The following is a 25,374-nucleotide window of genomic DNA, read 5'->3' on the forward strand; positions in this document are numbered from 1 at the left end:
CGAGGTGGCGTGCCGAGCGAGCAAAAACGCTCGGTGGACGGAAGGCGGAGACGACCGTCGACGGACGGACTGCGGCGGCCGCTCGGCAGGGGGCGCCACCGCGGCCGCGATGGAGAGGATTTATTCGGAGCGCCCGGCGAGCGGGCGTATGGTCGAGGCGTTCGCGGTCGCCAGCGGGAAGGGCGGCACGGGGAAGACGACGAGCACGCTCGCGCTCGGGATGGCGCTCGCGGCCGACCACGACGTGACCGTCGTGGACGCCGACACCGGGATGGCGAACCTCCTCTTCCACGCCGGGCTCGACGACGCGGCGGTCACCCTCCACGACCTGCTCGTCGAGGGGACCGCGACGGACGTGAGCGAGGCGATGTACGAGCGGTTCGGGCTCTCGGTTGTCCCCTGCGGCACCTCGCTGGCCGGCTTCGAGGCCGCGGAGCCGGCGCGGCTCCGCGACGTGGTGGCGGAGCTGGCGCGCGACACCGACGTGCTCTTACTCGACTCGCCGGCCGCGCTGGGCTCGAAGTCGGCCGTCCTGCCGGTCGTGCTCGCGGACCGCGTCGTGGTCGTCGTCGAGCCGACGATCCCCGCGCTCTCGGACGGGCTGAAGGTCCAGGAGTACGCGCGGTCGTACGGTACCGAGACGGCCGGCGTCCTGTTCAACAAGGTCCGGGACGAGGCCGACGACGTGGCCGCGCAGGCGGAGCGCCACTTCGGCGGTCCCGTCCTCGCGAACGTCCCCGAGAGCGACGCCGTTCGGGCGGCGCGCCGGGCCGGCGAGCCCCTGCTCGCGCACGCCCCTGAGAGCGAGGCCGCGGCGCGCTACCGGCGCGCCGCCGACCGGCTCGACGTGCGCGACGGCGACGGCGACGCGGTCGCCGACCGGTTCCGCAGCGCGGTCGTCCCCGACACGCCATGAGCGGGCGCCGGGACGGCGACGGTTCGGAAGGCGACGGCTCGGAGCCGCCCGCGCTCACCATCCCGCGGGGGACGCTGCTGCGCTCGCGGGTGGTCTCCGACGTGGGAACGACGCTCTCGCGCGCGCTCGACCGCGGGCTCACCGGCTACGCGACGCTCGTGCCCCAAGAGACGCTGCTGCTGTCGGGCGAGGCTCGCGGGGTGATCACCTTCGAGGACGGCGTGCCCGTGCTGGCGTACAACACCGTGACCGACAGCGGCGGCCCGGACGCGCTCGCCGAGCTCGCGGTCCCCGGCCCCTACCGCGTCGAACTGTACGCCGTCGACGCGAGCGGGCTGGCGGCGGCCCACGAGGAGGGCGCGCTGCGCGTCGCGCCCGACGCGGCCGCGACCGAGCTGGCCGACGACGCCGCCCTCGCCGAGCGGACCCGCGAGGCGGCACCCGATGAGCGCCTGCGCGACGGCGCCGACGAGGACGACGCCGTCGCCGCCTTCCTCGCCGACGACGAGCGGATCGACGCCATCCGCGAGCAGGCGCGGGCCGAGGCCCGCGACCGCGCCGCCGAGTGGGGGCTCGACGACGCGCTCGACGGATCGGACGACCCGGCGGAAACCGGCGACGAGACGGGGACCGCCGCCGGCGCCGAGCGGGAGACGCGCCGGACCGACGAGTCCGGCCATCCGGCGGACCGCGCCCCGCCGCCCGACCCGCGTTCAGACGGTCGAGGCGCGTGACACGGAGATCAGACGCGCGTTCAAAACGACCGTCTCGCCGGTAATTTTTTGAACGCAGGTCGTGTGAAGATATAACATGTCATTCGGTGGACGAGTGGACGCGGGAGCACGACCGGCCGGAGGGGTCGAGGGGTCGCCCGAGGCGCGGGACCCGACGGACCGCGCCGGGTCGGCCGGCGTGACGGACGCCGGGAGCGGGAGCGCGGCCGACGCCGAAAGGCGGACGGCGCGGCGAACGGGCGGCGCGGACGACGGCGCCGTGGACGGCGGCGGCGAGCCCGACCGCGATCCCGACGCGCCGGCCGACGGCGATCGCGTCTGCGCGAACGAGCTCCTGGAACTGCTCGGGAACCGCCGGCGACGCCTCCTGTGGCGACACCTCCGCGCGGAGGAGGCGGCGGCGCTGTCGGACGCCTCCCGACGGATCGCGGCGTGGGAGAACGGCGTCGACCCCGCGGACGTCGACTACGACCAGCGGAAGAGCGTGTACACGTCGCTCCGGCAGTTCCACTGCCCGAAGATGGCCGACGCCGGGCTCGTCGAGTTCGACGACCGCGACGGGACCGTGCGGCTGACCTCGGACCTGCCGGACGAACTCGTGATCGAGATCGAACCGGACACGGCGAACGTCAGGCGGACCGCCCTCGGCGCGCTCGCGCTCGCGACCGGCGTCGTCCTCGGTGCGTGGGCCGCCGGGCTCCCGGTGTTCGGTCCGCTCTCGTTCGCCGGGGTCGCGTTCGCCGTCGCCTTCGCCGCCGTCGCCGCGGGCGTGGTGTACGCCGTGGCCGTTCGCTCCGACCACGGCGTCTCGCTCGGCGACGCGCTGGCCCGCGTCGACGGCTGACCGACCGAGTTATTTCGGCGGAGCCCCTCCGATCAGTATCACCGTCCTTCGACTCCTGCGGCTGACGGCGCCCACCGACTTCGCCGCCTGGTACGCGGCCGGCCGCGCGTACACGACCGCCGTCGCCGAGGGAATGGGCTTCCCCGGCGTCGACGCGCTCGACGGCGACCGGACCGTCCGTCGCCTCCGGGCGGCCCCGGACGAGCTGACCCCGGCCGAGGCGCGCTCTGTCGCGACGACGCTGCTCGCGGACGGCGCGTTCTCGGAGCCGTACTGCGAGTGGCTGCCGACGTGGTACGAGCTCGCCCTGATCGCGCCGGTCCGGTACGCCGACTGGCGGTTGCGGCGGGTCGCCGGGGCGGTCGCCGAGCGCGCGTCCGTGACCGCGACCGCGCCGCGGTTCTCGCGGCCGACCGACGTGCGGATCGACGGCGCGCCGGCGCTGTCGCGGGTCGACGGCTTCCGCGAGCGGTTCCTCCTCGCCGACTCGCTGCTCCACCTCGAGTGGTTCGACCGCGTCGCCGCCGCCGACGGGGTCGAGGTGCCGGACGGCCTCGTCGCGCGGACCCGCGAGGAGTCGCTGTCCTACTACGGCGGCGAGCGCGACCGGCTCTCCCCGGAGGTCCGGCGGTTCCAGCGACACCTGTTCGGCGACGACCGCTGGGTCCGCCGGGTCGACGAGGCGTACGGCCTCGACAGCGCGCTGTTCGGGCTCTGGGAGCGGCTCCTCCGCGACGAGCGTCGGCGGCTCGGCGGCGACTGATCGGAGCGAGCGGCGCCGGTCGGGGTCGGCGACCGATCGACCGAGTCACGCCGGACGCTTGCGGGAACAGCTGTTACATACTCTGTAACAAGTTACAGGATCCGATCTCAAAACCGAAGGTAAGTATAGACAAGTCCGACCGTTACCGAGTGGTACGAACCGCGTGTCGGTTCGCTGTCCCCGACCTTCGGCCCTTGTTTTCGCTCGCGGCCGCGGCGGTCTCGTCGCGGCCCTGCTCTGGACCCCGACAGACATTGTCGTCCCGTCGGACTCCCGTGTAGCGCTCGTCCGTTCACGTGGTCGCCCAACGAGTGCGGGCAGGGGGATAGAAGGACCGGAGGTAACGTGTGAGCAGCGAAGTATCCATGTCCGGATCTGGGAGGCTGTGACCGGGATTGCCGCAGTCACCGCCGAAGGAGTTCCGAACTGAAGCCGCTGCTCAGCGATTCGGGGTGTCCACTCCGACTCGCGGTGATAACTCGGCGGCGAGTAATCTTTTATTCATCGGTGCGGCTGCCGGAAGCTTCATACGTCGGCTCGCGGATCCTCCGGACACACGAATGGCAGTACGCTTGCTGGAGGACGTCGATGCCGACGACGTCGGGACCGTCGGCGGGAAGGCCGCGTCGCTCGGGGAACTCATCGGTGCGGGGCTCCCGGTTCCGCCGGGGTTCGCCGTCACCGCGGGGACGTACCGCACGTTCATCGAGGAGGCCGGGATCGACGACGAGCTGTTCGAGGCGGTCGACGTCGACCCCGAGGACTCCGCGGCGCTCCGCGAGGCGGAGGAGCGCGCGGAGGAGCTGATCCTCGGCACGCCGTTCCCCGAGCCGGTGCGCGAGGAGATCCTCGACCGGTACCGGGCGATGGGCGAGGACGGCGAGGAGGCGTTCGTCGCCGTGCGCTCCTCGGCCACCGCCGAGGACCTGCCCGACTCCTCGTTCGCCGGACAGCAGGAGACGTTCCTCAACGTCCGCGAGGAGGACCTCCTGCGGCGCGTGAAAGAGTGTTGGGCCTCGCTTTTCACGCAGCGCGCTATCTACTACCGACAGCAGCGCGGGTTCCCGCACTCGGAGGTCGACATCGCGGTCGTCGTCCAGCGGATGGTCGACGCCGAGAAGTCCGGCGTGATGTTCACCAGCCACCCCTCGACGGGCGAGCCGCAGGTCACCATCGAGGCGGCGTGGGGGCTCGGGGAGGCGGTCGTCTCCGGCACCGTCTCGCCCGACAACTACGTGTACGACCGCGAGCGCGGCGCGGTCGACAAGGTAACCGTCGCGGACAAGAAGGTCGAGATGGTGAAGGACGCGGAGACCGGCGAGACGGTCCAGCTCGACGTCGAGGAGGAGCGCCGACACGAGCGGGTCCTCTCCGACGCGGAGATCGGTGACCTCGTCGAGCTCGGCGAGCGCGTCGAGTCCCACTACGGCGCTCCCCAGGACGTCGAGTGGGCGATCTACGACGGCGAGATATACATGCTCCAGTCGCGCCCGATCACGACGATCCGCGAGGACGCCGGCGGCGAAGCGGGCGCGGACGAGGCCGGCGCGGCAACCGCGGACGGCGACGGGAGGGTGACGGACGACGGCCCCGACCGCGGGACCGCCTCGAACGGCGACGGGAGGGTGACGGACGACGGCCCCGACCGCGGGACCGCCTCGAACGGCGACGACGACGCGGACGTGCTCGTCGACGGGCTCGGCGCGAGCCCGGGGGTCGTCTCCGGCGCCGTCCGGATCGTCCACAAGCTCGACCACCTCGATCAGGTCCAGGAGGGCGACGTGATGGTGACGGAGATGACGATGCCGGACATGGTGCCCGCGATGAAACGCGCCGCCGGCATCGTCACCGACGAGGGCGGGATGACGAGCCACGCGGCGATCATCTCCCGCGAGCTCGGCGTCCCCGCGGTCGTCGGTACCGGCAACGGGACGCGGGTCCTCGAGGACGGCCGGCAGGTCACCCTCGACGGCGACAAGGGGACGATCCGGGCCGGCGAGTCCGAGTCGGCCGAGCCCGGCGAGGAGTTCGAGCCGGTGGAGGCCGCGCGTCCCGAGACGCCCGTCAAACCGATGACGGCGACGGAGGTGAAGGTGAACGTCTCGATCCCGGAGGCGGCCGAGCGCGCCGCGGCGACGGGCGCCGACGGCGTCGGCCTGCTCCGGATCGAACACATGGTGCTCTCGCTCGGGAAGACGCCCGAGCGGTACATCGCCGACCGCGGCGCCCGCGCGTACCAGGACGAGCTCATCGAGGGCGTCCGGCGCGTCGCCGACGAGTTCTACCCCCGCCCGGTCCGCGTGCGCACCATCGACGCGCCGACCGACGAGTTCCGCGAACTGGAGGGCGGCGAGGGCGAGCCGGCCGAACACAACCCGATGCTCGGCTGGCGGGGGATCCGGCGGAGCCTCGACAAGTCGGAGCCGTTCCGCCAGGAGCTGGCCGCGTTCGCGCGCCTCTACGACATGGGGTACGACAACCTGGAGGTGATGTTCCCCCTCGTCAACGACGCGGCCGACGTGGAGGGGATCACGGCACACATGCGCGAGGCCGGGATCGACCCCGAGACGCACCGCTGGGGCGTGATGGTCGAGACGCCCGCCAGCGCGCTCCAGATCGAGGAGCTGGCGAACGCCGGCATCGACTTCGCCTCCTTCGGCACCAACGACCTCACGCAGTACACGCTCGCGGTCGACCGCAACAACGAGCACGTCGCCGACCGGTTCGACGAGCTCCACCCGGCCGTGTTGCGGCTCATCGGCGACACCGTCGAGGCGTGCCGGGAGCTCGGCGTCGACACCAGCATCTGCGGGCAGGCCGGCTCGAAGCCCGAGATGGTCGAGTTCCTCGTCGAGAAGGGGGTCTCCTCCATCTCGGCGAACATCGACGCGGTCCGGGACGTCCAACACGAGGTGAAGCGGACCGAACAGCGGCTCCTGCTGGATTCGGTCCGCTGAGGCCGCCAGCGGGGATTCCCTCGGACGCATCCGAGAGCGGAACGGGTAAGAGCCGCCCCCGGCAACGGGAAGGCAGATGCGACAGCCGGAACCGGAGCCGCAGTCGTTCGACCGGGTGCTCTCCTCGATGTGTACCGAGCCGCACCCGGACGCCAGCGCGGCCGCCGAGCGGTTCCTCGCGACGAACCCCGGCGACCCCGCCACCTACGAGTCGGTCGCGGAGCTGGAGGCGCGGGCGGTCGAGGGGCTCGCGAGGCTCGCGGACCACCCGGCGCCGGCCGACGCCGCGGGGTACGTCACCTCCGGCGGCACCGAGGCGAACATCCAGGCGGTGCGGTCCGCGCGGAACCGGCACCGCGGGAGCGAGGGCGGACGCGACGCGGCAGCGGTCAACGTCGTCGCGCCCGAGAGCGCGCACTTCTCGTTCACGAAGGCGGCGGCGCTGCTCGACGTGGAGCTGCGGACGGTCCCCCTCGACGACGGCTACCGCGCGGACACCGACGCCGTCGCGGCCGCGGTCGACGACACCACCGCGCTCGTCGTCGGCGTCGCAGGCAGCACGGAGTACGGCCGCGTCGATCCGATCCCGGAGCTGGCAGCGATCGCTGACGAGGCGGGGGCGCGGCTTCACGTCGACGCGGCGTGGGGTGGGTTCGTCCTCCCGTTCACCGACCGCGACTGGTCGTTCGCCGACGCGCCGGTCGACACGCTGACGATCGACCCCCACAAGTTCGGGCAGGCGCCGGTCCCGTCGGGGGGGTTGCTGGCCCGCGAGGACGCCGCGCTCGACGCGCTCGCGGTCGACACGCCCTACTTAGAGACGCGGTCGCAGGCGACGCTGACCGGGACGCGGAGCGGCGCGGGCGTCGCCGGCGCCGTCGCCGCGATGGACGCGCTGTGGCCCGACGGCTACCGCGAGGCGGCCGAGCGCGCGGCCGACAACGCCGACTGGCTCGCGGAGGGGCTCGCCGACCGCGGGTACGACGTGGTCGAGCCCGAGCTCCCGCTCGTCGCGGCCGACGTGCCCGAACCGACGTTCGCCGCGCTCCGCGACGCCGGCTGGAAGGTGTCGCGGACCGGGGCGGGCGAGCTCCGCGTGGTGTGTATGCCGCACGTGACGCGGTCGACGCTGCGGGCGTTCCTCGACGACCTCGACCGGATTCGCCGGTAACCGGCCGAGCGACCGGTCGAGCGACCGGTCCGGGGCGATCGCTCGCGCCGCGTTCGGATCAACATATTCACTACGGGCCACCACGAACCGCCTCGTATGAGTTCGGACGACGTCTCTCGGCGCGCGTTCATGCGGACGGCCGCCGGTGCGACGGCCGCCGCCGGCGCGGCGACGGCGACGGCGGGGACGGCGGCGGCACAGGAAGTGGAACCCGACTGGCCGAGCGCCGCCGTCGGGAACGTGGGCTCGTACACCGACGCCCGCGGCCAGGACTCGGTGACCATCTCGGTCGGCGCCGGCGACCAGGGCCTCGCGTTCGACCCGACCCTCGTGTGGGTCGACGAGGGGACGACGATCACCTGGGAGTGGACGGGCGCCGGGGGCTCGCACAACGTCAAGACGGTCGACGGCGGCGGCCCGGCCAGCCTCGACAGCGGCGACCCCGTCGGCGAGGAAGGTGCCACCTACGAGTACGAGACGTCGAGCGAGGACGCCGGCATCACCCACTACCACTGCGTCCCCCACACCGCGGTCGGCATGCACGCCGGCCTCGCCGTCGGCGAGGACGTCGCCACCGTCGAGGTGGGCGGTGACAGCGGCTCGAACGCGGTGTTCGTCCCGGACGCCGCGCGCGCGCTCGGCATCGCGACGTTCATCGCGATGGTGAGCACGCTTGGCCTGGCGTTCGTCTTCATGAAGTACGGCGGCACGATCACCGGCCGCGAGCAGGCGTAGCGGCCGGCGACAGACCCTTTGCGCCGCCCTCGCGGCGACTCACTCCCCGTCGACGACGTCCTCGTACAGCGCCACGTAGCGGTCGACCACGGCGTCGTGGTCGAACGAGGCGAACTCGCGGTCGACGGCGCGGCGGTCGAGGTCCCCGACCGCGACGAACTCGTCGGCCAGCTCGGCCGGGCTCGTCACGAGCCGCCCGCGCTCGCGCCCCTCGACGAGCTCGTGGGCGCTGGAGTCGGCCTGGTACTCGACGAGGGCGACGCAGCCGCAGGCGACCGCCCACAGCAGGTCGGTCGCGAACGTCTCCCACGTCGCGGTCGCGACGGCGACGTGCGTCCCCTTGAATATCGGGACCCGCTCCTCGGTCGGGAGGTCGCCGAGGAACTCGACCCGGTCGTCGATCCGGAGGTCGCTCGCGGTCGCCTCGATCCGGCCGCGCTCGGGCCCGTCGCCGATCACCGCCGCCGTCCAGTCGCGGCCGCGCAGCTCGGCGAGCCCGAGGAGGAACGTCTCGACGTTGGCGTGGCGGTCGAGCCGCCGCGAGTACACCGCGTCGAACCGGTCGTCAACGCCCGCGGACTCGACGGCGTCGAAGTCGATGCTCTCCGGGAGCACTCGCACGTCGTCGCCGTCGGCGCCGTGTTCGCGGACGCGCGTCTTGGTCGTCCGCGAGGGCGTCGTCACCGCGTCGGCGCGCCGGGCGAGCGGCCGGTACCAGCGGCGGGCGTCGGCGGGGTGGTCGCGCCACCAGTCGACGACGACCGGGACCCGCGAGAGCGACCCGGCCACCGTGGCGGCGAGCGCCGGCGTCGGCGGGCTGTTGACCGCGTGGACCACGTCGGGGTCGACGCGGCGGACCGCGCCCGGCAGCCGCGCGGCGAAGGCCCCGGGCGCGGGCTCCGCGGTGACCGACCGGTACTCGATCCCGTCCTCGTCGAAGGCGTCGACGTCGCCGCCCCACCACCGGGCGCAGAGCCAGACGACCTCGTGGCCGCGGGCGGCGAGGCCGCGGGCGGTCCGCAGGGTCCGCGTTCGCGGCGGAGTCTCCCCGTGTCCGGGAGCGAAGAGCGAGGCGAACGCGACGCGCATACGCCGACCGCACGGGGGGCGCCGGTAAAAAGACACGGCATCCGGTCGGGAGACGACGCGCTGACGGCGACCGGACCGGCCTCCCCTCGCCCGGGGTTCCGTCACCCGAAGCGGTTTCACGCCGCGCGCGGTACGGGTCCGCATGCGACAGTACGACATCGAGCGCTACCTCAACGTGCGGAACGCGGGCGGCGCGGACCTCGGCCCCGACGGACGGCTGTCCTTCCTCCTCAACACGACCGGCACGGGGCAGGTGTGGTCGCTCCGCGAGCCGGAGTCGTGGCCCGAACAGCACACCTTCTTCGAGGAGTCCGTCTCCTTCGTCGACTCCTCCCCGGAGCGCTCCGAGGCCGTCTTCGGCATGGACGAGGGCGGCAACGAGCGCGCGCAGCTGTACCGGCTCGACTACGAGTCCGGCGCGATCGAGAACCTCACCGACATGCCGGAGGCGAAGCACCGGTGGGGCGGCTGGGACTCGGCCGGCGACCGGTTCGCGTTCGCTTCGAACCGCCGCGACGAGGCCGTCTTCGACGTGTACGTCCAGGGGCGCGACGAGACGGGCGACGACGCCGAGCTGGTGTACGAGGGCGACGGCTGGCTCTCCGTCGCCGGGTGGTCGCCGAGCGACGACCGGCTGATCGTCCACGAGGCGCACTCGTCGTTCGACCACGACGTGTACACCCTCGACCTGTCGACCGGCGACCTGACCCACCACACGCCCCACGAGGGCGACGTGCGGTACAGCAGCCCGGAGTGGGGGCCCGGCGGCGAGGGCGTGTACCTCGTCACCGACCGCGAGACCGACACGCTCCGCTTGGAGCGGCTCGACTTGGAGACCGACGAGTTCGCCGTCGTCGCGGACGGCGGCGAGTGGAACGTCGACGGCGTCGCGATAGACGAGGACACCCGCCGGCTCGTCTACTCCCGGAACGTCGACGGCTACACCGAGCTCACCGCCGGCGAGCTCGTCGCGCCCGACCGGATCGACGAGTTCCCGACGCCGGAGCTCCCGAGGGGCGTCGCGGGCGGCGTGAGCTTCGGGCCCGACGGCGATCGGTTCGCCGTCACGTCGACGGGCAGCACGCACAACGCGAACGTCTTCGTCGTCGAGGCGACCACCGGCGAGGCGGAGCGGTGGACGCGCGCCTCGACCGCCGGCATCCCCGCGGACACGTTCGTCGAGCGCGAGCTGGTCCACTACCCCACCTTCGACGGGCGGGAGATCCCCGCGTTCTTCTCCGTGCCTGAGACGGAGCCGCCGGAGTCGGGCTACCCGGTCGTCGTCGACATCCACGGCGGGCCGGAGTCGCAGCGGCGGCCCTCCTTCGCCTCGGTCACCCAGTACCTGCTGAACAACGGGTACGCGGTCTTCGAGCCGAACGTCCGCGGCTCCTCGGGGTACGGGAAGGCGTACTCCGGGCTCGACGACGTGGAGAACCGGATGGACTCGGTGAAGGACGTCCGCGAGGGCGTCGGGTGGCTCCACGACCACCCCGAGGTCGACCCGGACCGCGTCGTCGCGATGGGCGGCTCCTACGGCGGCTTCATGGTGCTCGCGTCGCTGACGGAGTACCCGGAGCTGTGGGCCGCGGGCGTCGACATCGTCGGCATCGCGAACTTCGTCACGTTCCTCGAGAACACCGGCGACTGGCGCCGCTCGCTGCGCGAGGCCGAGTACGGCTCGCTCGACGGGGACCGCGAGTTCCTCGAGTCCGTCTCGCCGATCAACAACATCGAGCGGATCGAGGCCCCCCTCTTCGTCCTCCACGGCGAGAACGACCCGCGGGTGCCCGTCGGCGAGGCCGAACAGATCGTCGAGGAGGCCCGCGAGCAGGGCGTGCCGGTCCGGAAGCTGATCTTCGAGGACGAGGGGCACGGGTTCGCGAAGCTCGACAACCGGATCGAGGCGTACCGCGAGATCGTCGACTTCCTCGCCGAACACGTCTGACCGGACCGCGCGGTCGCTCCCCCGCGTCTTCACCGCCGTCGAACGGCCGTGACGGTTATACGGGCTCGCCGACGAACATGGGGAGAATGAGTGCCTCCGAGCCGTACGAGCTACTGCTCGACCAGGCGCAGGACAAGGTCGCCCTGTTGAGCGTCGACGGCGAGTACACGTACGTCAACGCGGCCGCGGAGGAGATCCTCGGGTTCGAGCCGGACGAGCTCGTCGGGACGAACGCCTTCGGGTACATCCACCCCGACGAGCGAGAAGCCGTTCGGCGCACCTTCGAGGGGGCGATCCGGACCGACGAGTTCACGGAAGTCACGGCGGAGTACCGCCACCGGGCCGAGGACGGCTCGTGGGTGTGGCTGGAGAGCCGCATGTCGAACCTCACAGACGGGGAGCTCGACGGGTTCGTCGTCAGCTCGCGGGACATCACCGACCGCGTGGCGGCCGAGCGCGAGCGCGAGGAGGCGACCGCGCACCTCCGGGAGATCGCCGCGGTCTCAAGCGACGTGCTCTGGATGTTCGACGCCGAGTGGTCGGAGCTGCTCTTCGCGAACCCGGCGTACGAGGAGATGTACGGGGCCTCGCTCGACGAGCTCCGCGGCGACCCCGCGACGTTCCTCGACGCGGTCCACCCCGAGGACCGCCCCGCCGTGAGGGAGTCGATGGAACGGCTCTCCGCGGGCGAATCGGTCGACATGGAGTACCGAGTAAACGCCGCGGAGAACTACAAGCGGTGGGTCTGGGTCCAGGGCGAGCCGATCGTCGAGGACGGCGAGGTCGTCCGGATCACGGGGTTCGCGAAGGACGTCACGGACCGGCGGCGGCGCGAGCGCCAGCTCGTCGTGATGGACAACCTCCTGCGCCACAACCTCCGGAACGACCTCAACATCGTCCTCGGGGCGGTCGAGGAGCTCGAAGACGAGGTCCCCGAGTCGGCGGCACACACGGCGGTGATCCGGCGGGTCGGCGAGAGCCTCCTCGACACCGCACGGAAGGAGCGGGAGGTGATCGAGCTCATCACCGACCAGCGGGAGACCGACGCGATCGACCTCCGGAGCGTGGTCGAGGAGGCCGTCGAGACCGTCCGCGAGCGGTATCCGGAGGGGTCGATCGCGGTCGGGGAGCTCGACGCGGTCGTCGTCGACGGGCGCTGCGAGCTCCGCTCGGCGGTGATCGAGCTCTTAGAGAACCCGTTCCAGCACGCGGACGACGGGAGTCCGACGGTGACGGTGCGCCTCCGCCGCACCGAGGGGGGCGCCGAGCTCGTCGTCGAGGACGACCTCCGACCGATCCCGGCCATCGAGGCCGACGTGCTCACCGGCGACCACGAGATGAGCTGCGTGTACCACAGCAGCGGGCTCGGCTTCTGGCTCGTCTACTGGAGCGTGGAGCTGTCGAACGGGAGCGTGTCGGTCGCGGTCGGCACGGAGGTCGATACGGAGGCCGGCGAACCCGGTGAACGCGGCGCTGCGGGCGACGACCGCGGCAACAGGATCACGGTGTCGCTGCCGCGCGCGGCGGAGTGAGCGGCGGTCCGCGCGAACGCGGGCCGGCGGTTACCAGTCCGGCCCGAAGTCGGGGTTGAGCTGGCGGTCGGTGCGGCCGAGGTCGTCGATCGCCGCGACGTCCTCGTCGTCGAGGTCGAGGTCGACGCTGGCGAGGTTGTCGCGGATGTGGTCGATCCCGGTCGCCTTCGGGATGGCCGTGACGCCGGACTCGCGGAGCCACGCGAGGCTCACCTGCGCAGCGCTGACGCCGTGCTTCTCCGCGATGTCGACGATCGCCGGGTCGTCGAGGACCTCGCCGCGCGCGAGCGGCGAGTAGGCGACCAGCTCGACGCCGTTGGCGTCGGCGTACTCGCGGAGCTCCTCCTGGCGGAGCAGCGGGTGCATCTCGACCTGGTTCGCGAACGGCGCCTCGCCGAGCGCGTCCGCCGCGGCGTCGAGGTGTTCCGGCTCGAAGTTGGAGACGCCGATGCGGTCGATGAGGCCGTCGTCGCGCAGCTCGGCGAACGCCGGCAGCGTCTCTTCGGGCTCGTACTCCCCGGCCGGCCAGTGGACGTACATGAGGTCGACCGAGTCGACCCCGAGCGTGTCGAGGCTCTCGCGGGTCGACGCGGCCACGTCGGCGGGCGCGAGGTTGTCGATCCACACCTTCGACGCGAGGAAGACGTCCTCGCGGTCGACGTCGCTCTCCGCGATCCCCTCGCCGACGGCCGCCTCGTTGCCGTAGATCTGGGCGGTGTCGACGTGGCGGTAGCCGGCGTCGAGCGCGTTCGCGACCGACTCGGTGCACTGGGCTGGCTCGTCGTTCTCCCACGTGCCGAGCCCGAGGACGGGCATGCCGTTCCGGGTCGGGACCGCGGGCTGCTGCTGTTGATCGGTCATCGCACCCGACTACTCGCGTGAGCCGAAAGTCGCTTGCGGTAGGGGCGGGCGCGGCCGGGTCGCGGCGCGAGGCGCCGCCGCGAGTCGTGTCGGCGGGTCAGTCGTCGAGCAGCGCCCGCGAGGAGTTCGTCACCACGAGCAGGCTCGACGCGCCCATCGCGACGGCGGCGAAGAGGGGGTTCAGCAGGCCGGTCGCCGCCAGCGGGATGGCGACCGCGTTGTAGCAGAACGCCCAGCCGATGTTCCCCTTCACGCGCCGGCCCGCCGCCCGCGCGAGCTCGAAGACGGTCGCCACGGAGCCGAGTTCGTCGTCGACGATCGCCACGTCGGCGGCGTCGGCCGCCATCGCGGTGCCGCCGCCGAGCGCGATCCCGAGGTCGGCCGCCGCGAGCGCCGGCGCGTCGTTCGTGCCGTCGCCGACCATCACGGTGACGCCGCGCCGCTTCAGCCGCCCGACGGCCTCGGCCTTCCCCTCCGGCGGCACGCCGGCGAACACCGACGAGACGGCGTCGTGCTCCGCGAAGACCGTCGCGGCGCGCTCGTCGTCGCCGGTGAGCACGATCACCTCGACGCCCGACTCGTCGAGCGCGGTCACCGTCTCCTCCCAGCCCTCGCGCAGCTCGTCGCCGACCACCACGAACCCCTCCGCGGCGCCGTCGCGGCCGACGGCGACCGGGACGCGCCCCACGTCGCGCGCGGCCGCGACCGCCTCGCGGACCTCGTCGGGGACGGTCCAGCCCCGCTCGTCGAACAGGGCCGGATGGCCGACGACGACCTCGACGCCGTCGACGACGCCGGAGACGCCGCGGGCGTGGCTCTCGAAGGACTCGACCGCGGGAGCGTCGCCCCCGTCTCCGGACTCGCCCACCGCCGCCGCGGCCCCGCCGTCGGCGACCGCCGGCGTCGCGCCCTCGTCGCCCGCCTCGCCGGGACCGGCCTCGGCCGCGTCCGCCGCGGACCGCGCCGCCGCGATGGCCTGCCCGACCGGGTGCGCGGACCGCGATTCGAGGGCGGCCGCGAGCCGGAGCAGGTCGTCGTCGACCTGCCGCTCGATCGGCCGCATCTCGCCGGTCGTCAGCGTGCCGGTCTTGTCGAAGACGACCGTGTCCGCGTCGCGGATCCGCTCGAAGACGGTGTCGTCGAAGACGACGACGTTGCGTTCGAGCGCGTCGCGGATCCCGGCGGCGACGGCGAGCGGGGTCGCCAGCCCGAGCGCGCAGGGACACGAGACGATCAGCACCGTCAGTCCGACGAGCATCGCGTCGGTGGGGGCGCCGCCGAGCGCGAGCGACGCCCCGGCGGCGACCGCGGCGATGACGAGGACCGCCGGGACGAACACGGTCGCGAGCCGGTCCGCGAGCTTCTGGACGCCGTGGTTCCCGCTCTGGAGGTCGTAGACGAGCTCGGCGACGCGGTCGAGGCTGGAGGCCGCGTCCGGCCCGACCGCGACCGTGAGCGAGCCGTCCGCGACGACGGAGCCGCCGACGACCGGGTCGCCGGCGACCTTCCGGACCGCCAGCGACTCGCCGGTGACGACGGACTCGTCGACCGCGGCGTCGCCGTCGACCGCCTCGCCGTCCACGGGGACCCGCTCGCCGGCCCGGACGAGGAGCCGGTCGCCCGGTTCGAGCGCGTCGACGGCGACGGACTCCGTCTCGCCGTCGCCGGTCAGCCGCCGCGCGTCGTCGACCTGGACCGCGGTGACCTCGGAGAGGAGCGCCGTCGCCCGGTCCTTCACCGAGTCCTCGTAGTGGTTCCCGACCGTGACGATGACGACGATCGCGACGGTTACGTCGTAGTATATCGAGGGCGACTCGACGAAGATCACCGCGAGCGTGCTGTAGAGGTACGCGCTCACCGCGGCGATGGCGACCAGGAGGTCCATGTTCGGCGAGCGCGTCTTCGCGCTGACGTACGCGCCGCGGAGGATCGGCTTCCCGGTGAAGAAGAGGACGATGGTGGTGAGGACGCCGATGACGATGAAGAAGTACGTGCCCGAGGTCGAGGCCATCGCCTCGTCGAGGTACGTCAGCGTGCGCTCGTCGTAGAACGGGAACGCGAAGTACGTCGGGTAGATGAGGACGATGTACTGCAGCATCACCGCCATCCCGACGAGGACGCCCGCCGCGAGCCGCGCCGTCGCCATGTTGCTCGCCTGCCGCCTGGAGAAGGCGTCGTCGCGGGCGTACGCGCTGTACCCGAGCCCGCTCACCGTCTCGGTGAGGTCGTCGATCGTGACGGCGTCCGGGTCGTGGTCGATCCGCACCGTGTCGGTGACGTAGCTCGCGCTCGCGCCGCTGACGCCGTCGGCGTCGGTCGCGACCGTCTCGATGAACGCCTCGCAGGTCGCGCAGTGCATCCCGTCCACCTCGAGGAACGCCGCCTCGTGGCCGTCGGGCACGTCGCGGTCGCCGTCGGCGTCCGTCTCGTCGCCCGCGGCACCGTCCCGCGCCCGTCGCCGCTCTCGGACCGCGTCGGCGTCCACGTCGGCGTCCCCGAGGGCGCCGTACACGTCCCGGCAGCCGGTACAGCAGAAGCGGTTCTCCTCGTCGTCGGTCACGTCGACACCCTCGGTCGGGAGCTCGCAGAGGGTACAGGCGGCGGGGTCGTCGCGCGCGCCCGCGGCGCCCTCGGTCGCGCTCATCTCACATCCCTCCCATCATCCCGGCGTCGAGCGGGTTCCAGAACGGGAGCCGCGGGTGGGGCACGTGGATCCCGACCGACATCAGCCCGTGCGCGAACAGCACGTAGCCGAGCGCGACGAACGCGAGGCCCAACAGCCGGTGGATCCGGCGGCGGTGGGCCGGGTCGACGCTCTCGATCAGCGTCCCGTAGGCGAAGACGGCGGGGATCGTCCCGAGCCCGAGGGCGCCGAGCGCGACCCCGCCCGCGACCGCGGAGCCGCTCGCGAGGGCGTACAGGTACGCGGGATAGAGGATCGGACAGGGGAGCAGCCCGTGGACCGCGCCGAGCGCGACGATCCCCGGCCCGTTCGCGAGGCGGTCGACGTGCCCCGTGAGCCAGCCCGTGACGCGTTCGAGCCCGGGGAGGTGGACGCCGCCGGTCGCGCCGCCGAGGAGGTACCGGACGCCGACGGCGATCACGGCCGCGCCGACGAGGAGCCCGACCCCGCCGCGGACCGCCGTCGCGGCGCCGGTCAGCGTCGCCGTCGTGACGAGGACCGCGCCGCCGAGCGCGCCGAGGAGGGTTCCGATCGCCGCGTAGCTCGCGGCCCGCCCGAGGTTGAACAGCGCGTGCTGGCGCACCTCGTAGGTCGTCAGGTGCCCCTCGCGGCCGGCCTCCGCGCCGGCGACGCCGGCCGCGCTCGGCTCGCCGCCGTCCGTCCGCCCGCCGTCGGCGTCCATCCGGCTCGCGTAGACGGTGACGAGCGGGCCGCACATGCCGATACAGTGGGCTCCGCCGAGCAGTCCGATGGCGGCGAACAGCAGCACGTCGGTCCCGAGGAGCGGCGAGAGGGCCATGCGAGTCAGTCACCTCCCGTTCGGTGCGCGGGCGTGAATGGGTTTCGCTGCCGGGGGTCGGCCGAGCGGGGCGCGGTGCGGCGGTCGGCGGCGGGACGGAGCGACGGTCGGCGGGCGGCATCGACGCTGATCACGCCGATCACTCCTCCACGACGACGGTGCCGAACATGCCGCCCTCGCGGTGGGGGATACAGACGTACTCGTAGGTCCCGGGGACGGTGAACGTGTGCTCGTACCGGTCGCCGTTCTCCAGTCGCCCGCCGAAGTCGGACTGCCACGCCGACAGCGCGGCGTCGTAGTCGTCGAAGCCGCCCGAGGCGAAGAACTCGGCGTCGTCGGGGATCCCGCCGTCCGTCGCGGTGACGGTGTGGGCCCGCGCGCTCGTGTTCTTCCAGACGACGGTGTCGCCGACCGAGACCGTGACCTCTCGCGGCTGGTACGCGGCGGCGAGCATTCCGACGTCGTAGTCCGGCTCGCCGCCGACGCCGGCGCACCCGGCGAGGCCCACGGCGGCCGCGGCGCTCGCGACGCCGCCGGTCCGTCGAAGGAACCGTCTGCGATACATACCTTACCTGAGCGCCTGAGGGGTTTCAATACCGCGGTCGACCCCGCCGCGTGGGAACGGATCCGTCCCCGCGGAGCCGTTCGCGGCGGGGCTCACCCGCCGACGAGGTCGTCGAAGACGCGGCGCTGCGCCGCCGCGAGGTGCTCCGAGAACGTCGCGCGAGCGATGCCGATGGCGTCGGCCACCTCCGTCGCGCTCGCCTCGCGGGGGTGTTCGAAGTAGCCGAGCCGCTGGGCGGTCCGGACCACCTCGCGCTGGCGCTCCGTGAGCCGCCCCAGGTCGACCACGACGGGGTCGGACCGGGTGTCGGCGCCGCCGGAGCTGGTGAGCCGTTCGAGCCGGACCGAGCCGCCGGTCGCCTCCAGCGCGTCGATCACGTCGCCGAGCGGGTCGGCCGCGGGCAGCGACAGCCGGAGCCGGACGCGGTCCGGCGCCGTGCGGACCGTGACCGACGAGACGGGGTAGCCGAGCGACTCGACGGCGTCGGACGGGAACTGGCCCGCCGCGCGGCTGCGGCAGCGGTAGACGAACTCGTCGCCGCCGTCGAAGACGAGCTCCGCGTCGACCGCGCGGTCGGCGCGGAACTGCGAGACGACCGCCCCGTCGACCCGGACGCGGTCGACGTCCTCCGCGACCGCGCCCGGCGGGAGCGCCGCCGCCACCGGCGCGGGGCTCGGGTCGTGAACGACCACCTCGACGCGGACTCCGGCGCCGCCGCGACCGCCGGCCCCGGACCGGTCGGCGGCTCGGGACGCGTCGGACCCGCTCCGCGCGGCCCCAGAGCGCGCGAGACCGTCGGAACCGGGGTGGCCGGCGGTACCGGGGCTGTCGGCGGTATCTGGGCTGTCGGCGGAGCCGCCGTCCGACGACCGCGACCGCCGTTCCATGTATCGATCCTGTGCCCGAAGCCGGAAAAAAAGGAAGCCGAACGAGTACGCGTCGCGGCGGCTCGTCGGAGCGCCGAATAAAGAGCCGTCGAGAGTTGGCAATCACACTCAGGGCGCGAGCCCCTACCGACCCCATGAGCGACGAGCCGCTGCGCGGAGCCTCGGTGGGAGTGGTCGGCGGCGGCGTCGGCGGGCTCTCCGCCGCCGCCTACCTCGCGGCCGGAGGCGCGGAGGTGACGCTGTACGAGCGCGCAGAGCGCGTCGGGGGAGTCGCCGGTCGGTTGGAGCTGGACGGGTTCCGGTTCGACACCGGCCCCTCGTGGTACCTGCTCCCGGACCTGTTCGAGCGGTTCTTCGAGGACTTCGGCCGGTCGCCCGACGAGTTCTACGACCTGCGTCGGCTCGACCCGCACTACCGGGTGTTCTGGGACGACGGCGACCGCGCCGACGTGCCCGCCGACCCGGCCGCCGCCGCAGACCTCTTTGAGTCCTACGAGCAGGGCGCCGGCGAGGCGTTTGAGCGGTACCTCGACGACGCCGAGCGGGCGTACGACGCCGGGATGGAGCGGTTCGTCCTCCCCGGGCGGTCGCGGTTCCGCGACTACCTCTCGCTCGACGTGCTCGCGGGCGGCCGCGAACTCGACCTGCTCTCCAGCCTCGACGAACGGGTGCGGTCGTACGTCGACCATCCGAAGCTCAGGCAGCTGCTGGAGTACACGCTCGTCTTCCTCGGGGGGTCGCCCCACAACACGCCGGCGCTGTACCAGCTGATGAGCCACGTCGACTACGGGCTCGGCGTCTACTACCCGATGGGCGGGATGTACGAGGTGGTCGAGGCCGTCGCGGCGGTCGCCCGCGACGCCGGCGCCGACGTTCACACCGGCGTCGAGGTGACGGGCCTCGAACCGGTCGACGGCGGCGTCGAGGTCGAGCTCGGCGGCGACCGCTACGTCCACGACCGCGTGGTCTGTAACGCGCCGCCCGCCCACGTGGAGCGCGAGCTGCTCCCCGAGGGCACCGTCTCGCGGCTCGGCGACTACTGGGAGCGGCGGACGTACGGCCCCTCGGCGCACCTGCTGTACCTCGGCGTCGAGGGCGAGCTACCGGAGCTGGCGCACCACACGCTCGCGCTCCCGACGGACTGGGACCCGCACTTCGCGGCCATCTTCGACGACCCCGCGTGGCCGACCGGCGAGACGGAGCCGGTCGTGTACGTGAACGTCCCGTCGCGGACGGACCCCTCGGTCGCCCCCGACGGCCACGAGGCGGTCGTGACGCTCGTGCCGCTCGCGCCCGGGCTCGACGACACGCCGGACCGGCGGGCGGCGCTCAGGGAGCGCGTCCTCGACGCGGTGGACTCGCGGACCGGCGTCGACCTCCGCGACCGGATCGTCGCCGAGGAGTCGGCGTGCGTCTCGGAGTTCGCGGCGCGGTTCGACCAGCCCGGCGGGAGCGCGCTCGGGCTCGCGCACACGATGCGACAGACCGGACCGCTCCGCCCCGGACCGCGCGTCCGCGGGACCGACCGCCTCTACTACGTCGGCGGGAGCAGCAATCCGGGGATCGGCGTGCCGATGTGCCTGCTCGGCGGGGAACACTGCGCGGCCGCGGTCGAGGCGGACGTCGCCGGCGGCCCGCTCGACCGGCTGCCGCTGGTCGGACGTTGAGCACGGAAAGAGTCGAAACGCGCGTCCAAATACGCGTTCTGGAACGGTAATATATCAAAAAATACGGGGAGAGGCGGGAGACTGTCAGAAAAACCTTACCAGTCAGGTTAGTACATTTAATAAACACGCCACGTGTAATAGAACGTCGCATGATAGAAACAGCAGCGGCCGACCTCCTGGCGCAGAGTACCGTTCCGCTCGAAATGACGCAGACCGAGGTATTCCAGTTCATTCAGAGCAACACCCTCCTGGCCTCGTCGCTCTGGATCAACATCGCCCTCGCGGGGCTGTCGATCCTCCTGTTCGTCTACATGGGACGGAACGTGGAGGACCCGCGCGCCCAACTGATCTTCGTCGCCACGCTGATGGTACCGCTGGTGTCCATCTCCAGCTACACGGGGCTCGTCTCCGGACTCACCGTCAGCTTCCTCGAGATGCCGGCCGGCCACGCGCTGGCCGGCGCGGGCGCCGGCCCCGAGGGCGGGGTGTTCACTCCGTGGGGTCGGTACCTCACGTGGGCGTTCTCGACGCCGATGATCCTCGTCGCGCTCGGCCTGCTCGCCGGCTCGAACCTGAGCAAGCTGTTCACCGCCGTGGTGGCCGACGTCGGGATGTGCGTCACCGGGCTGGCCGCCGCGCTGACCACGTCCTCGCTCCTGCTGCGCTGGGTCTGGTACGGCATCAGCTGCGCGTTCTTCGTCGTCGTCCTCTACATCCTGCTCGCGGAGTGGGCGAAGGACGCCGAGGTCGCCGGCACCGCCGACATCTTCAACACGCTGAAGGTGCTCACCGTCGTCCTCTGGCTCGGCTACCCCATCTTCTGGGCCCTCGGCGCCGAGGGGTTCGCCGTGCTCGACGTGGCGATCACCTCGTGGGCGTACAGCGGGATGGACATCATCGCGAAGTACCTCTTCGCGTTCCTCCTGCTGCGCTGGGTCGTCGACAACGAGCGGACCGTCGCCGACATGGCCGCCGGTCTCGGCGCGGCCTCCCGCGGCGGCGCGGCGCCCGCCGACGACTGATCGGTCGCGGTCGGTCCCCCGCTATTTTCACCGTCGACGAGCGCCGCGGCCCGGCGTCGGAGAGAAAAGCGCTAAACCCGCGGCGGCGGTGGTGACGGTATGAAACAGGCCATCGTCGCCCGGACGGACGTCGGCATGGGCGAGGGGAAGCTCGCCGCGCAGGTCGCGCACGCGTCGCTGTCGGCGTACCAGGACGCGAGCGACCGGGCGCGGAAGAAGTGGCAGGGCGAGGGGCAGAAGAAGGTCGTGCTGAAGGGGAGCTCCGAGAGCCAGCTCTTCGAACTGGCCGACAAGGCCGACAAGGAGGGGCTTCCGTACGCCGTCGTCCGGGACGCCGGCCACACCCAGCTCGAACCGGGGACCGTCACCGCGCTCGCGGTCGGCCCCGCCCGCGACGACAGCGTCGACCGCGTGACCGGCGACCTCCCGCTGTTCTGAATGGCCGACGGCGATTCCCTCCGCGAGGCGCACCCGACGGAGCGCGCGGTCGGTATCGAGTACTACGCCAGCCGCGCCGACGGGATCGGCGGGCGGCTGCGCGAGTCGCCCGAGGACTTCCGGGTCCGGGAGCTGGAGGCGTTCGACGCGGAGCCGCTCGACGCCGACCCCGGCAGCTACCCCGACCTCGTCGTCCGGGCGACGCTCCGCGACTGGGACACCAACGACTTCGCGCGCCGGCTCTCGGACGCGCTCGGCGTCAGCCGCGAGCGCGTCTCGTGGGCGGGGACGAAGGACAAGCGCGCCGTCACGACGCAGCTGTTCACCGTCCGCGGCGCCGACGCCGACGACCTCCCGGAGATCCGCGGCGCCGAGATAGAGCCGCTCGGCCGGGCGGGCCGGAGCCTCTCGTTCGGCGACCTCGCGGGCAACGCCTTCGAGATCCGCGTCGCGGACGCGGTCGACGGCGCCCCCGAGCGCGTCGCCGAGGCGGTGCGGGACCTCCGGGCGTTCGCGGGCGACGTCAACGGAGTAGACGCGGACGGGACGGACGCGGACGGGAGCAGCGGCCCCGGCGGGGACGGGTCGATCGAGGCGACCGTCGGCGTCCCGAACTACTTCGGCCAGCAGCGGTTCGGCAGCCGGCGCCCCGTCACTCACGTCGTCGGGCTGGCGATCGCGCGGAACGACCCCCGGGAGGCGGTCCGGCTGTACGCCGGGAACCCCGCCGCGGCGGAGCCCGACGACACCCGGGCCGCGCGCGACCGAGTCGACGCGGCGTTCGGCGTGAGCGGCGACTCCGGACCCGACGGCGGGCCCGCCGCCGACGGCACGGGCGACGGCGACTGGGCCGCCTGCCTCGACGCGATCCCCGGCAAGCTCCGGTTCGAGCGCTCGATGGTCCACCGGCTCGCCGACCGCGGCGTCGGCCCCGACGCGCCGCCGGACGACGAGGACTGGTGGCACGCGCTGGAGGCGGTGCCCTCGAACCTCCAGCGGCTGTTCGTCAACGCCGCACAGTCGTTCCTCTTCAACCGGATCGTGAGCGAGCGGCTGCGCCGCGGGCTCCCGTTCGCCCGCCCCGTCGCCGGCGACGTGGTCTGTTTCGCCGACGGCGACGCGCCCGAGGGGCTGTACGCGCCGGACGCCGACCGCCTCCAGCGCGTCGACGCCGACCGGGTCGACGTGGTCTCGCGGCACTGCGAGCGCGGGCGGGCCTTCGTCACCGCGCCGCTCGTCGGCACCGAGACGGCGCTCGGCGACGGCGAACCGGGCGAGATAGAGCGCGAGGTCCTCGCGGACGCCGGCGTCGAGCCGGGCGACTTCGCGCTCCCCGGCGAGTTCGACTCGAACGGGACGCGGCGCGCGGTCCTCCTACGCACGGACCTCGACGTGACGTTCGAGGGCGGCGACCCGCGGTTCGCCTTCGCGCTCCCGAGCGGGTCGTACGCGACCGCGCTCCTGCGGGAGTTCACGAAGCGCGGCCCGCTCGACCTCTGATCGATCCGTATTCGTGGATCACTTCGGGGTTCGCAGGGTCGAAACCACCACGGGACTGTGTTCCGTTCCGAGCCGTTTTTGTGCGACAGCCGTCAATCGACGCCATGACTCGGATCGTCGTCATCGACCTCCACGGCCAGTTCACCCACCTCGAACGCCGGGCGCTCCGCGACCTCGGCGTCGACACCGAGATAATCTCGGCGGAGACGCCGGCCGACGAGGTCGAGGCGGACGGGGTCGTCCTCTCGGGCGGCCCGGACATGGACCGCGTCGGCAACGCGCCCGACTACCTCGACCGCGACCTCCCCGTTCTCGGGATCTGCCTGGGGATGCAGCTGATCGCCGCGGAGCTCGACGGCGCGGTCGGCGAGGGCGACTACGGCGGCTACGCCGACGTCGACGTCGAGATAACCGACGACGAGGACCCGCTCGTCGGCTCGCTGGCCCCCGAGACGCGCGTCTGGGCCTCCCACGCCGACGAGGTGACCGAGCTGCCGGACGGGTTCTCCCGCACCGCCACCTCCGACGTCTGCGGCATCGAGGCGATGGCCGACGCGGACGCGAACCTGTACGGCGTCCAGTGGCACCCCGAGGTCGCGCACACGGAGCGCGGCGAGGAGGTCTTCGAGAACTTCGTCGCGATCTGCGAGTCGGCGTAGACCGCGAGCGATTCGTCGACGTGCGCCGCGGGCTATTCGCTGACGCGCGCCGTCAACACCGGGAGTTCGCTGTATCGCACGACCCGCTCGGCGACCGACCCCGCCGCGATGAAGCGCCCGATCCCGGTGCGGCCGTGCGTGCCCATCACGATCAGGTCGACGCCGTAGTCCGCCGCCGCGTCGAGGATCTCCTCGTGCGGGCGGCCGCGGCGGAGGCGGCGTTCGCACTCGACGTCGCGCGTCGCGGCCGCCTCGGCGACCGCGTCGAGCACGCGCTCGCCGCGCGCCTCCTCGCGCTCGACGACCACGTCCCACTCGTCGGCGCCGGCGATGCCCTCGTCGACGACGAACAGCGCGTGGACCCGAGCGCCCGTCAGGGCGGCGAGGCCGCAGGCCTGCTCGGTCGCGGCGGCGCTCCCGGCGCTCCCGTCGGTCGGACACAGTATCGCGTCGTACATGTCGGCCCGAACCACGACGTGCGAGACGTTAACAGTATCCGATACGCGGGCGCCGGACGCGGTCGCGCCGCTCGTCGTCTCGGGGGCACATCGGTCGGAAAAGACGGCCGGCGCCTACGCCTCGAACAGCTCGTCGACGGCCTCGCCCGCGGTCTCGACCGCCTCCTGCGCGACCGCGTCCGGGTCCGGCCCGGCGTCCTCCGGGGCGTTGAGGTAGACGTCGACGTCGAGGACGCCCGCCTCGAACGTGACGGTGACGTCGAGGTCGGTGACCGTCGACTGGTCGTAGTGTTTGAACACGATCCCCTCGGCCGCCTCGGCAGCGGTACGAACGACCTCGTCGTCGCTCGGCTCCGCGGCGGCGTCGGCGTCGTCGGGCACGGCCTTACGCGCCGCCGGCGCCCGGACCGCCCGGTCCCATCGGGCCGCCGCCGCCCGCGCCGCCCTGGAGCATCTGCTGGAGCTCGCTCTGGAGGTCGTCGAACTGCTCCTCGACGCGCTCCTCCTGCTTTTCGAGCTGCTCGACGCGGACTTCGAGCGAGTCGACCTTGTCCTCGAGGTCGTCGTAGGCGGACTCGTAGTCCGTCTCGACGAGGACCTCGCCGATCTCGCGGTACATCCCCGCGTCCTCGTCGACGTCTTCGAGGGCGTCGAGGGCGGTCTTGGACTCGTTGAGCGCGGACTGGGCCTGCTCCTTCTGCTCGGCGACCTGCTGTGCGGTCTCCTGAAGGTCCTGTAGCTCCTCGATCTTCTCCTGTGCCTCGGGCGGCATGTTCCCTTGCATGGGCGGACCGAGGCGGCCCGGACGGAAAAACCCACTACATCTCTCCCGCCCCGACAAGTCGGCAATACGACGGGTCTCGGAAACGCTCGCGTCGGTTTAGGCGTCGAGCCCGCCGACGCGCTCGGCGACCGCGACGACCCGGGACCAGCTGTTGACGCCGGCGCGCAGCGCCACGAGGTCGTCGGCGAGGACGCGGACGCGGACCGCGTCGCCCTCGCGGTCGACGGTCGCGGCCGAGCGGGCGTCGTCGATCTCGCCGACCTCGGGACCGAGCGCGTCGGCCACGACGCGTGCGCGCCGCTCGGAGGGGTAGGTGAACGAGAGGACCGTCTCGTGTGTGCGCGTCACGGTCCGTGGAGGGA

The 25,374-nt window shown here is 72.7% G+C and carries 24 protein-coding genes; 14 read left to right on the forward strand and 10 right to left on the reverse strand.

The window, feature by feature from the left end:
* Positions 1 to 148: 148 nt before the first annotated feature.
* From AMR74_RS08700 to AMR74_RS08730, 7 genes are all read left to right on the forward strand, one after another.
* Positions 149 to 916 carry a nucleotide-binding protein gene (locus AMR74_RS08700; protein ID WP_053771680.1) on the forward strand — a complete coding sequence of 256 codons (768 nt, stop codon included), beginning with the start codon at positions 149 to 151 and terminating at the stop codon, positions 914 to 916.
* Entirely contained in the window at positions 913 to 1,650 is a 738-nt protein-coding gene (locus AMR74_RS08705) for a hypothetical protein (RefSeq protein ID WP_240471140.1), read from the forward strand. The genes AMR74_RS08700 and AMR74_RS08705 overlap by 4 nt, the downstream gene beginning before the upstream one ends.
* 76 nt (positions 1,651 to 1,726) lie before the next feature.
* Complete coding sequence (locus AMR74_RS08710; protein WP_082356861.1) at positions 1,727 to 2,494, forward strand: DUF7344 domain-containing protein; 768 nt, start codon at positions 1,727 to 1,729, stop codon at positions 2,492 to 2,494.
* A 133-nt stretch (positions 2,495 to 2,627) separates the two neighbouring features.
* Complete coding sequence (locus AMR74_RS08715; protein WP_053771682.1) at positions 2,628 to 3,257, forward strand: hypothetical protein; 630 nt, start codon at positions 2,628 to 2,630, stop codon at positions 3,255 to 3,257.
* Between the two features lie 560 nt (positions 3,258 to 3,817).
* Complete coding sequence (ppsA, locus tag AMR74_RS08720) at positions 3,818 to 6,214, forward strand: phosphoenolpyruvate synthase (RefSeq protein ID WP_053771683.1); 2,397 nt, start codon at positions 3,818 to 3,820, stop codon at positions 6,212 to 6,214.
* 76 nt (positions 6,215 to 6,290) lie between these two features.
* Positions 6,291 to 7,385 (forward strand): tyrosine decarboxylase MfnA, encoded by a 1,095-nt coding sequence (gene mfnA / locus AMR74_RS08725; RefSeq protein WP_053771684.1) that lies wholly within the window; start codon positions 6,291 to 6,293, stop codon positions 7,383 to 7,385.
* Positions 7,386 to 7,481: 96 nt separating this feature from the next.
* On the forward strand, positions 7,482 to 8,120 hold the full coding sequence (locus AMR74_RS08730) for a halocyanin domain-containing protein (RefSeq protein ID WP_053771685.1): 639 nt from the start codon (positions 7,482 to 7,484) through the stop codon (positions 8,118 to 8,120).
* A gap of 39 nt (positions 8,121 to 8,159) precedes the next feature.
* Here AMR74_RS08730 and AMR74_RS08735 read toward each other — a convergent pair whose 3' ends face one another.
* A complete protein-coding gene (locus AMR74_RS08735; protein ID WP_053771686.1) occupies positions 8,160 to 9,209 on the reverse strand; it encodes a glycosyltransferase in 1,050 nt (349 codons plus the stop codon).
* Positions 9,210 to 9,351: 142 nt separating this feature from the next.
* On the opposite strand from AMR74_RS08735, the gene AMR74_RS08740 reads away from it, so the two are divergent.
* Together AMR74_RS08740 and AMR74_RS08745 are read left to right on the forward strand one after the other, a co-directional pair.
* Positions 9,352 to 11,157: a S9 family peptidase gene (locus tag AMR74_RS08740; protein WP_053771687.1), complete on the forward strand. Its 1,806-nt coding sequence runs from the start codon at positions 9,352 to 9,354 to the stop codon at positions 11,155 to 11,157.
* A gap of 86 nt (positions 11,158 to 11,243) precedes the next feature.
* Complete coding sequence (locus AMR74_RS08745; RefSeq protein WP_053771688.1) at positions 11,244 to 12,689, forward strand: PAS domain-containing sensor histidine kinase; 1,446 nt, start codon at positions 11,244 to 11,246, stop codon at positions 12,687 to 12,689.
* 30 nt (positions 12,690 to 12,719) lie between these two features.
* On the opposite strand, the gene AMR74_RS08750 is transcribed toward AMR74_RS08745, so the two are convergent.
* The 5 genes from AMR74_RS08750 to AMR74_RS08770 form a co-directional block, all read right to left on the reverse strand.
* Positions 12,720 to 13,505 carry an aldo/keto reductase gene (locus AMR74_RS08750; RefSeq protein ID WP_053771963.1) on the reverse strand — a complete coding sequence of 262 codons (786 nt, stop codon included), beginning with the start codon at positions 13,503 to 13,505 and terminating at the stop codon, positions 12,720 to 12,722.
* A 142-nt stretch (positions 13,506 to 13,647) separates the two neighbouring features.
* The gene (locus tag AMR74_RS08755) at positions 13,648 to 16,194 is read right to left on the reverse strand and encodes a heavy metal translocating P-type ATPase (RefSeq protein WP_053771689.1); all 2,547 of its coding nucleotides are present in this window, start codon (positions 16,192 to 16,194) and stop codon (positions 13,648 to 13,650) included.
* Between the two features lies 1 nt (position 16,195).
* Positions 16,196 to 17,032, reverse strand: coding sequence for a sulfite exporter TauE/SafE family protein (locus tag AMR74_RS08760; protein ID WP_053771690.1), 837 nt, complete (start codon positions 17,030 to 17,032; stop codon positions 16,196 to 16,198).
* A 139-nt stretch (positions 17,033 to 17,171) separates the two neighbouring features.
* Entirely contained in the window at positions 17,172 to 17,597 is a 426-nt protein-coding gene (locus AMR74_RS08765; RefSeq protein ID WP_053771691.1) for a cupredoxin domain-containing protein, read from the reverse strand.
* 92 nt (positions 17,598 to 17,689) lie between these two features.
* Entirely contained in the window at positions 17,690 to 18,484 is a 795-nt protein-coding gene (locus AMR74_RS08770) for a helix-turn-helix domain-containing protein (protein ID WP_053771692.1), read from the reverse strand.
* A gap of 134 nt (positions 18,485 to 18,618) precedes the next feature.
* Between AMR74_RS08770 and AMR74_RS08775 the strand changes: the two genes are divergently transcribed.
* The 5 genes from AMR74_RS08775 (at position 18,619) to AMR74_RS08795 (ending at position 23,770) form a co-directional block, all read left to right on the forward strand.
* Positions 18,619 to 20,151, forward strand: a complete 1,533-nt coding sequence (locus AMR74_RS08775; protein ID WP_053771693.1) for a phytoene desaturase family protein — start codon at positions 18,619 to 18,621, stop codon at positions 20,149 to 20,151.
* Positions 20,152 to 20,354: 203 nt separating this feature from the next.
* On the forward strand, positions 20,355 to 21,173 hold the full coding sequence (locus AMR74_RS08780) for a bacteriorhodopsin (RefSeq protein ID WP_053771964.1): 819 nt from the start codon (positions 20,355 to 20,357) through the stop codon (positions 21,171 to 21,173).
* Between the two features lie 99 nt (positions 21,174 to 21,272).
* Positions 21,273 to 21,611 carry a peptidyl-tRNA hydrolase Pth2 gene (gene pth2, locus AMR74_RS08785; protein ID WP_053771694.1) on the forward strand — a complete coding sequence of 113 codons (339 nt, stop codon included), beginning with the start codon at positions 21,273 to 21,275 and terminating at the stop codon, positions 21,609 to 21,611.
* Positions 21,612 to 23,111 (forward strand): tRNA pseudouridine(13) synthase TruD, encoded by a 1,500-nt coding sequence (truD, locus tag AMR74_RS08790; RefSeq protein ID WP_053771695.1) that lies wholly within the window; start codon positions 21,612 to 21,614, stop codon positions 23,109 to 23,111.
* Positions 23,112 to 23,215: 104 nt separating this feature from the next.
* The gene (locus AMR74_RS08795) at positions 23,216 to 23,770 is read left to right on the forward strand and encodes a GMP synthase subunit A (protein WP_053771696.1); all 555 of its coding nucleotides are present in this window, start codon (positions 23,216 to 23,218) and stop codon (positions 23,768 to 23,770) included.
* Positions 23,771 to 23,802: 32 nt separating this feature from the next.
* Here the strand turns inward: AMR74_RS08795 and AMR74_RS08800 are convergent, their stop codons facing one another.
* The 4 genes from AMR74_RS08800 to AMR74_RS08815 all read right to left on the reverse strand — a co-directional run bounded on the left by AMR74_RS08800 (position 23,803) and on the right by AMR74_RS08815 (position 25,360).
* On the reverse strand, positions 23,803 to 24,228 hold the full coding sequence (locus AMR74_RS08800) for a universal stress protein (RefSeq protein WP_053771697.1): 426 nt from the start codon (positions 24,226 to 24,228) through the stop codon (positions 23,803 to 23,805).
* Positions 24,229 to 24,342: 114 nt separating this feature from the next.
* The gene (locus AMR74_RS08805; protein WP_053771698.1) at positions 24,343 to 24,609 is read right to left on the reverse strand and encodes a DUF3194 domain-containing protein; all 267 of its coding nucleotides are present in this window, start codon (positions 24,607 to 24,609) and stop codon (positions 24,343 to 24,345) included.
* A gap of 4 nt (positions 24,610 to 24,613) precedes the next feature.
* Complete coding sequence (locus tag AMR74_RS08810) at positions 24,614 to 25,000, reverse strand: prefoldin subunit beta (RefSeq protein ID WP_053771965.1); 387 nt, start codon at positions 24,998 to 25,000, stop codon at positions 24,614 to 24,616.
* 108 nt (positions 25,001 to 25,108) lie between these two features.
* Positions 25,109 to 25,360 carry a KEOPS complex subunit Pcc1 gene (locus AMR74_RS08815; protein ID WP_053771699.1) on the reverse strand — a complete coding sequence of 84 codons (252 nt, stop codon included), beginning with the start codon at positions 25,358 to 25,360 and terminating at the stop codon, positions 25,109 to 25,111.
* Between the last annotated feature and the right edge of the window lie 14 nt (positions 25,361 to 25,374).

It is taken from the genome of Halorubrum tropicale (assembly GCF_001280455.1).
Lineage (GTDB): Archaea > Halobacteriota > Halobacteria > Halobacteriales > Haloferacaceae > Halorubrum > Halorubrum tropicale.

Bases quoted from the DNA above. Each gene is read 5' to 3' on its own strand.
- AMR74_RS08700 (WP_053771680.1), top strand. From the start codon at position 149: ATGGTCGAGGCGTTCGCGGTCGCCAGCGGGAAGGGCGGCACGGGGAAG.
- AMR74_RS08705 (WP_240471140.1), top strand. From the start codon at position 913: ATGAGCGGGCGCCGGGACGGCGACGGTTCGGAAGGCGACGGCTCGGAG.
- AMR74_RS08710 (WP_082356861.1), top strand. From the start codon at position 1,727: ATGTCATTCGGTGGACGAGTGGACGCGGGAGCACGACCGGCCGGAGGG.
- AMR74_RS08715 (WP_053771682.1), top strand. From the start codon at position 2,628: ATGGGCTTCCCCGGCGTCGACGCGCTCGACGGCGACCGGACCGTCCGT.
- ppsA (WP_053771683.1), top strand. From the start codon at position 3,818: ATGGCAGTACGCTTGCTGGAGGACGTCGATGCCGACGACGTCGGGACC.
- mfnA (WP_053771684.1), top strand. From the start codon at position 6,291: ATGCGACAGCCGGAACCGGAGCCGCAGTCGTTCGACCGGGTGCTCTCC.
- AMR74_RS08730 (WP_053771685.1), top strand. From the start codon at position 7,482: ATGAGTTCGGACGACGTCTCTCGGCGCGCGTTCATGCGGACGGCCGCC.
- AMR74_RS08735 (WP_053771686.1), bottom strand. From the start codon at position 9,209: ATGCGCGTCGCGTTCGCCTCGCTCTTCGCTCCCGGACACGGGGAGACT.
- AMR74_RS08740 (WP_053771687.1), top strand. From the start codon at position 9,352: ATGCGACAGTACGACATCGAGCGCTACCTCAACGTGCGGAACGCGGGC.
- AMR74_RS08745 (WP_053771688.1), top strand. From the start codon at position 11,244: ATGAGTGCCTCCGAGCCGTACGAGCTACTGCTCGACCAGGCGCAGGAC.
- AMR74_RS08750 (WP_053771963.1), bottom strand. From the start codon at position 13,505: ATGCCCGTCCTCGGGCTCGGCACGTGGGAGAACGACGAGCCAGCCCAG.
- AMR74_RS08755 (WP_053771689.1), bottom strand. From the start codon at position 16,194: ATGAGCGCGACCGAGGGCGCCGCGGGCGCGCGCGACGACCCCGCCGCC.
- AMR74_RS08760 (WP_053771690.1), bottom strand. From the start codon at position 17,032: ATGGCCCTCTCGCCGCTCCTCGGGACCGACGTGCTGCTGTTCGCCGCC.
- AMR74_RS08765 (WP_053771691.1), bottom strand. From the start codon at position 17,597: ATGTATCGCAGACGGTTCCTTCGACGGACCGGCGGCGTCGCGAGCGCC.
- AMR74_RS08770 (WP_053771692.1), bottom strand. From the start codon at position 18,484: ATGGAACGGCGGTCGCGGTCGTCGGACGGCGGCTCCGCCGACAGCCCA.
- AMR74_RS08775 (WP_053771693.1), top strand. From the start codon at position 18,619: ATGAGCGACGAGCCGCTGCGCGGAGCCTCGGTGGGAGTGGTCGGCGGC.
- AMR74_RS08780 (WP_053771964.1), top strand. From the start codon at position 20,355: ATGACGCAGACCGAGGTATTCCAGTTCATTCAGAGCAACACCCTCCTG.
- pth2 (WP_053771694.1), top strand. From the start codon at position 21,273: ATGAAACAGGCCATCGTCGCCCGGACGGACGTCGGCATGGGCGAGGGG.
- truD (WP_053771695.1), top strand. From the start codon at position 21,612: ATGGCCGACGGCGATTCCCTCCGCGAGGCGCACCCGACGGAGCGCGCG.
- AMR74_RS08795 (WP_053771696.1), top strand. From the start codon at position 23,216: ATGACTCGGATCGTCGTCATCGACCTCCACGGCCAGTTCACCCACCTC.
- AMR74_RS08800 (WP_053771697.1), bottom strand. From the start codon at position 24,228: ATGTACGACGCGATACTGTGTCCGACCGACGGGAGCGCCGGGAGCGCC.
- AMR74_RS08810 (WP_053771965.1), bottom strand. From the start codon at position 25,000: ATGCCGCCCGAGGCACAGGAGAAGATCGAGGAGCTACAGGACCTTCAG.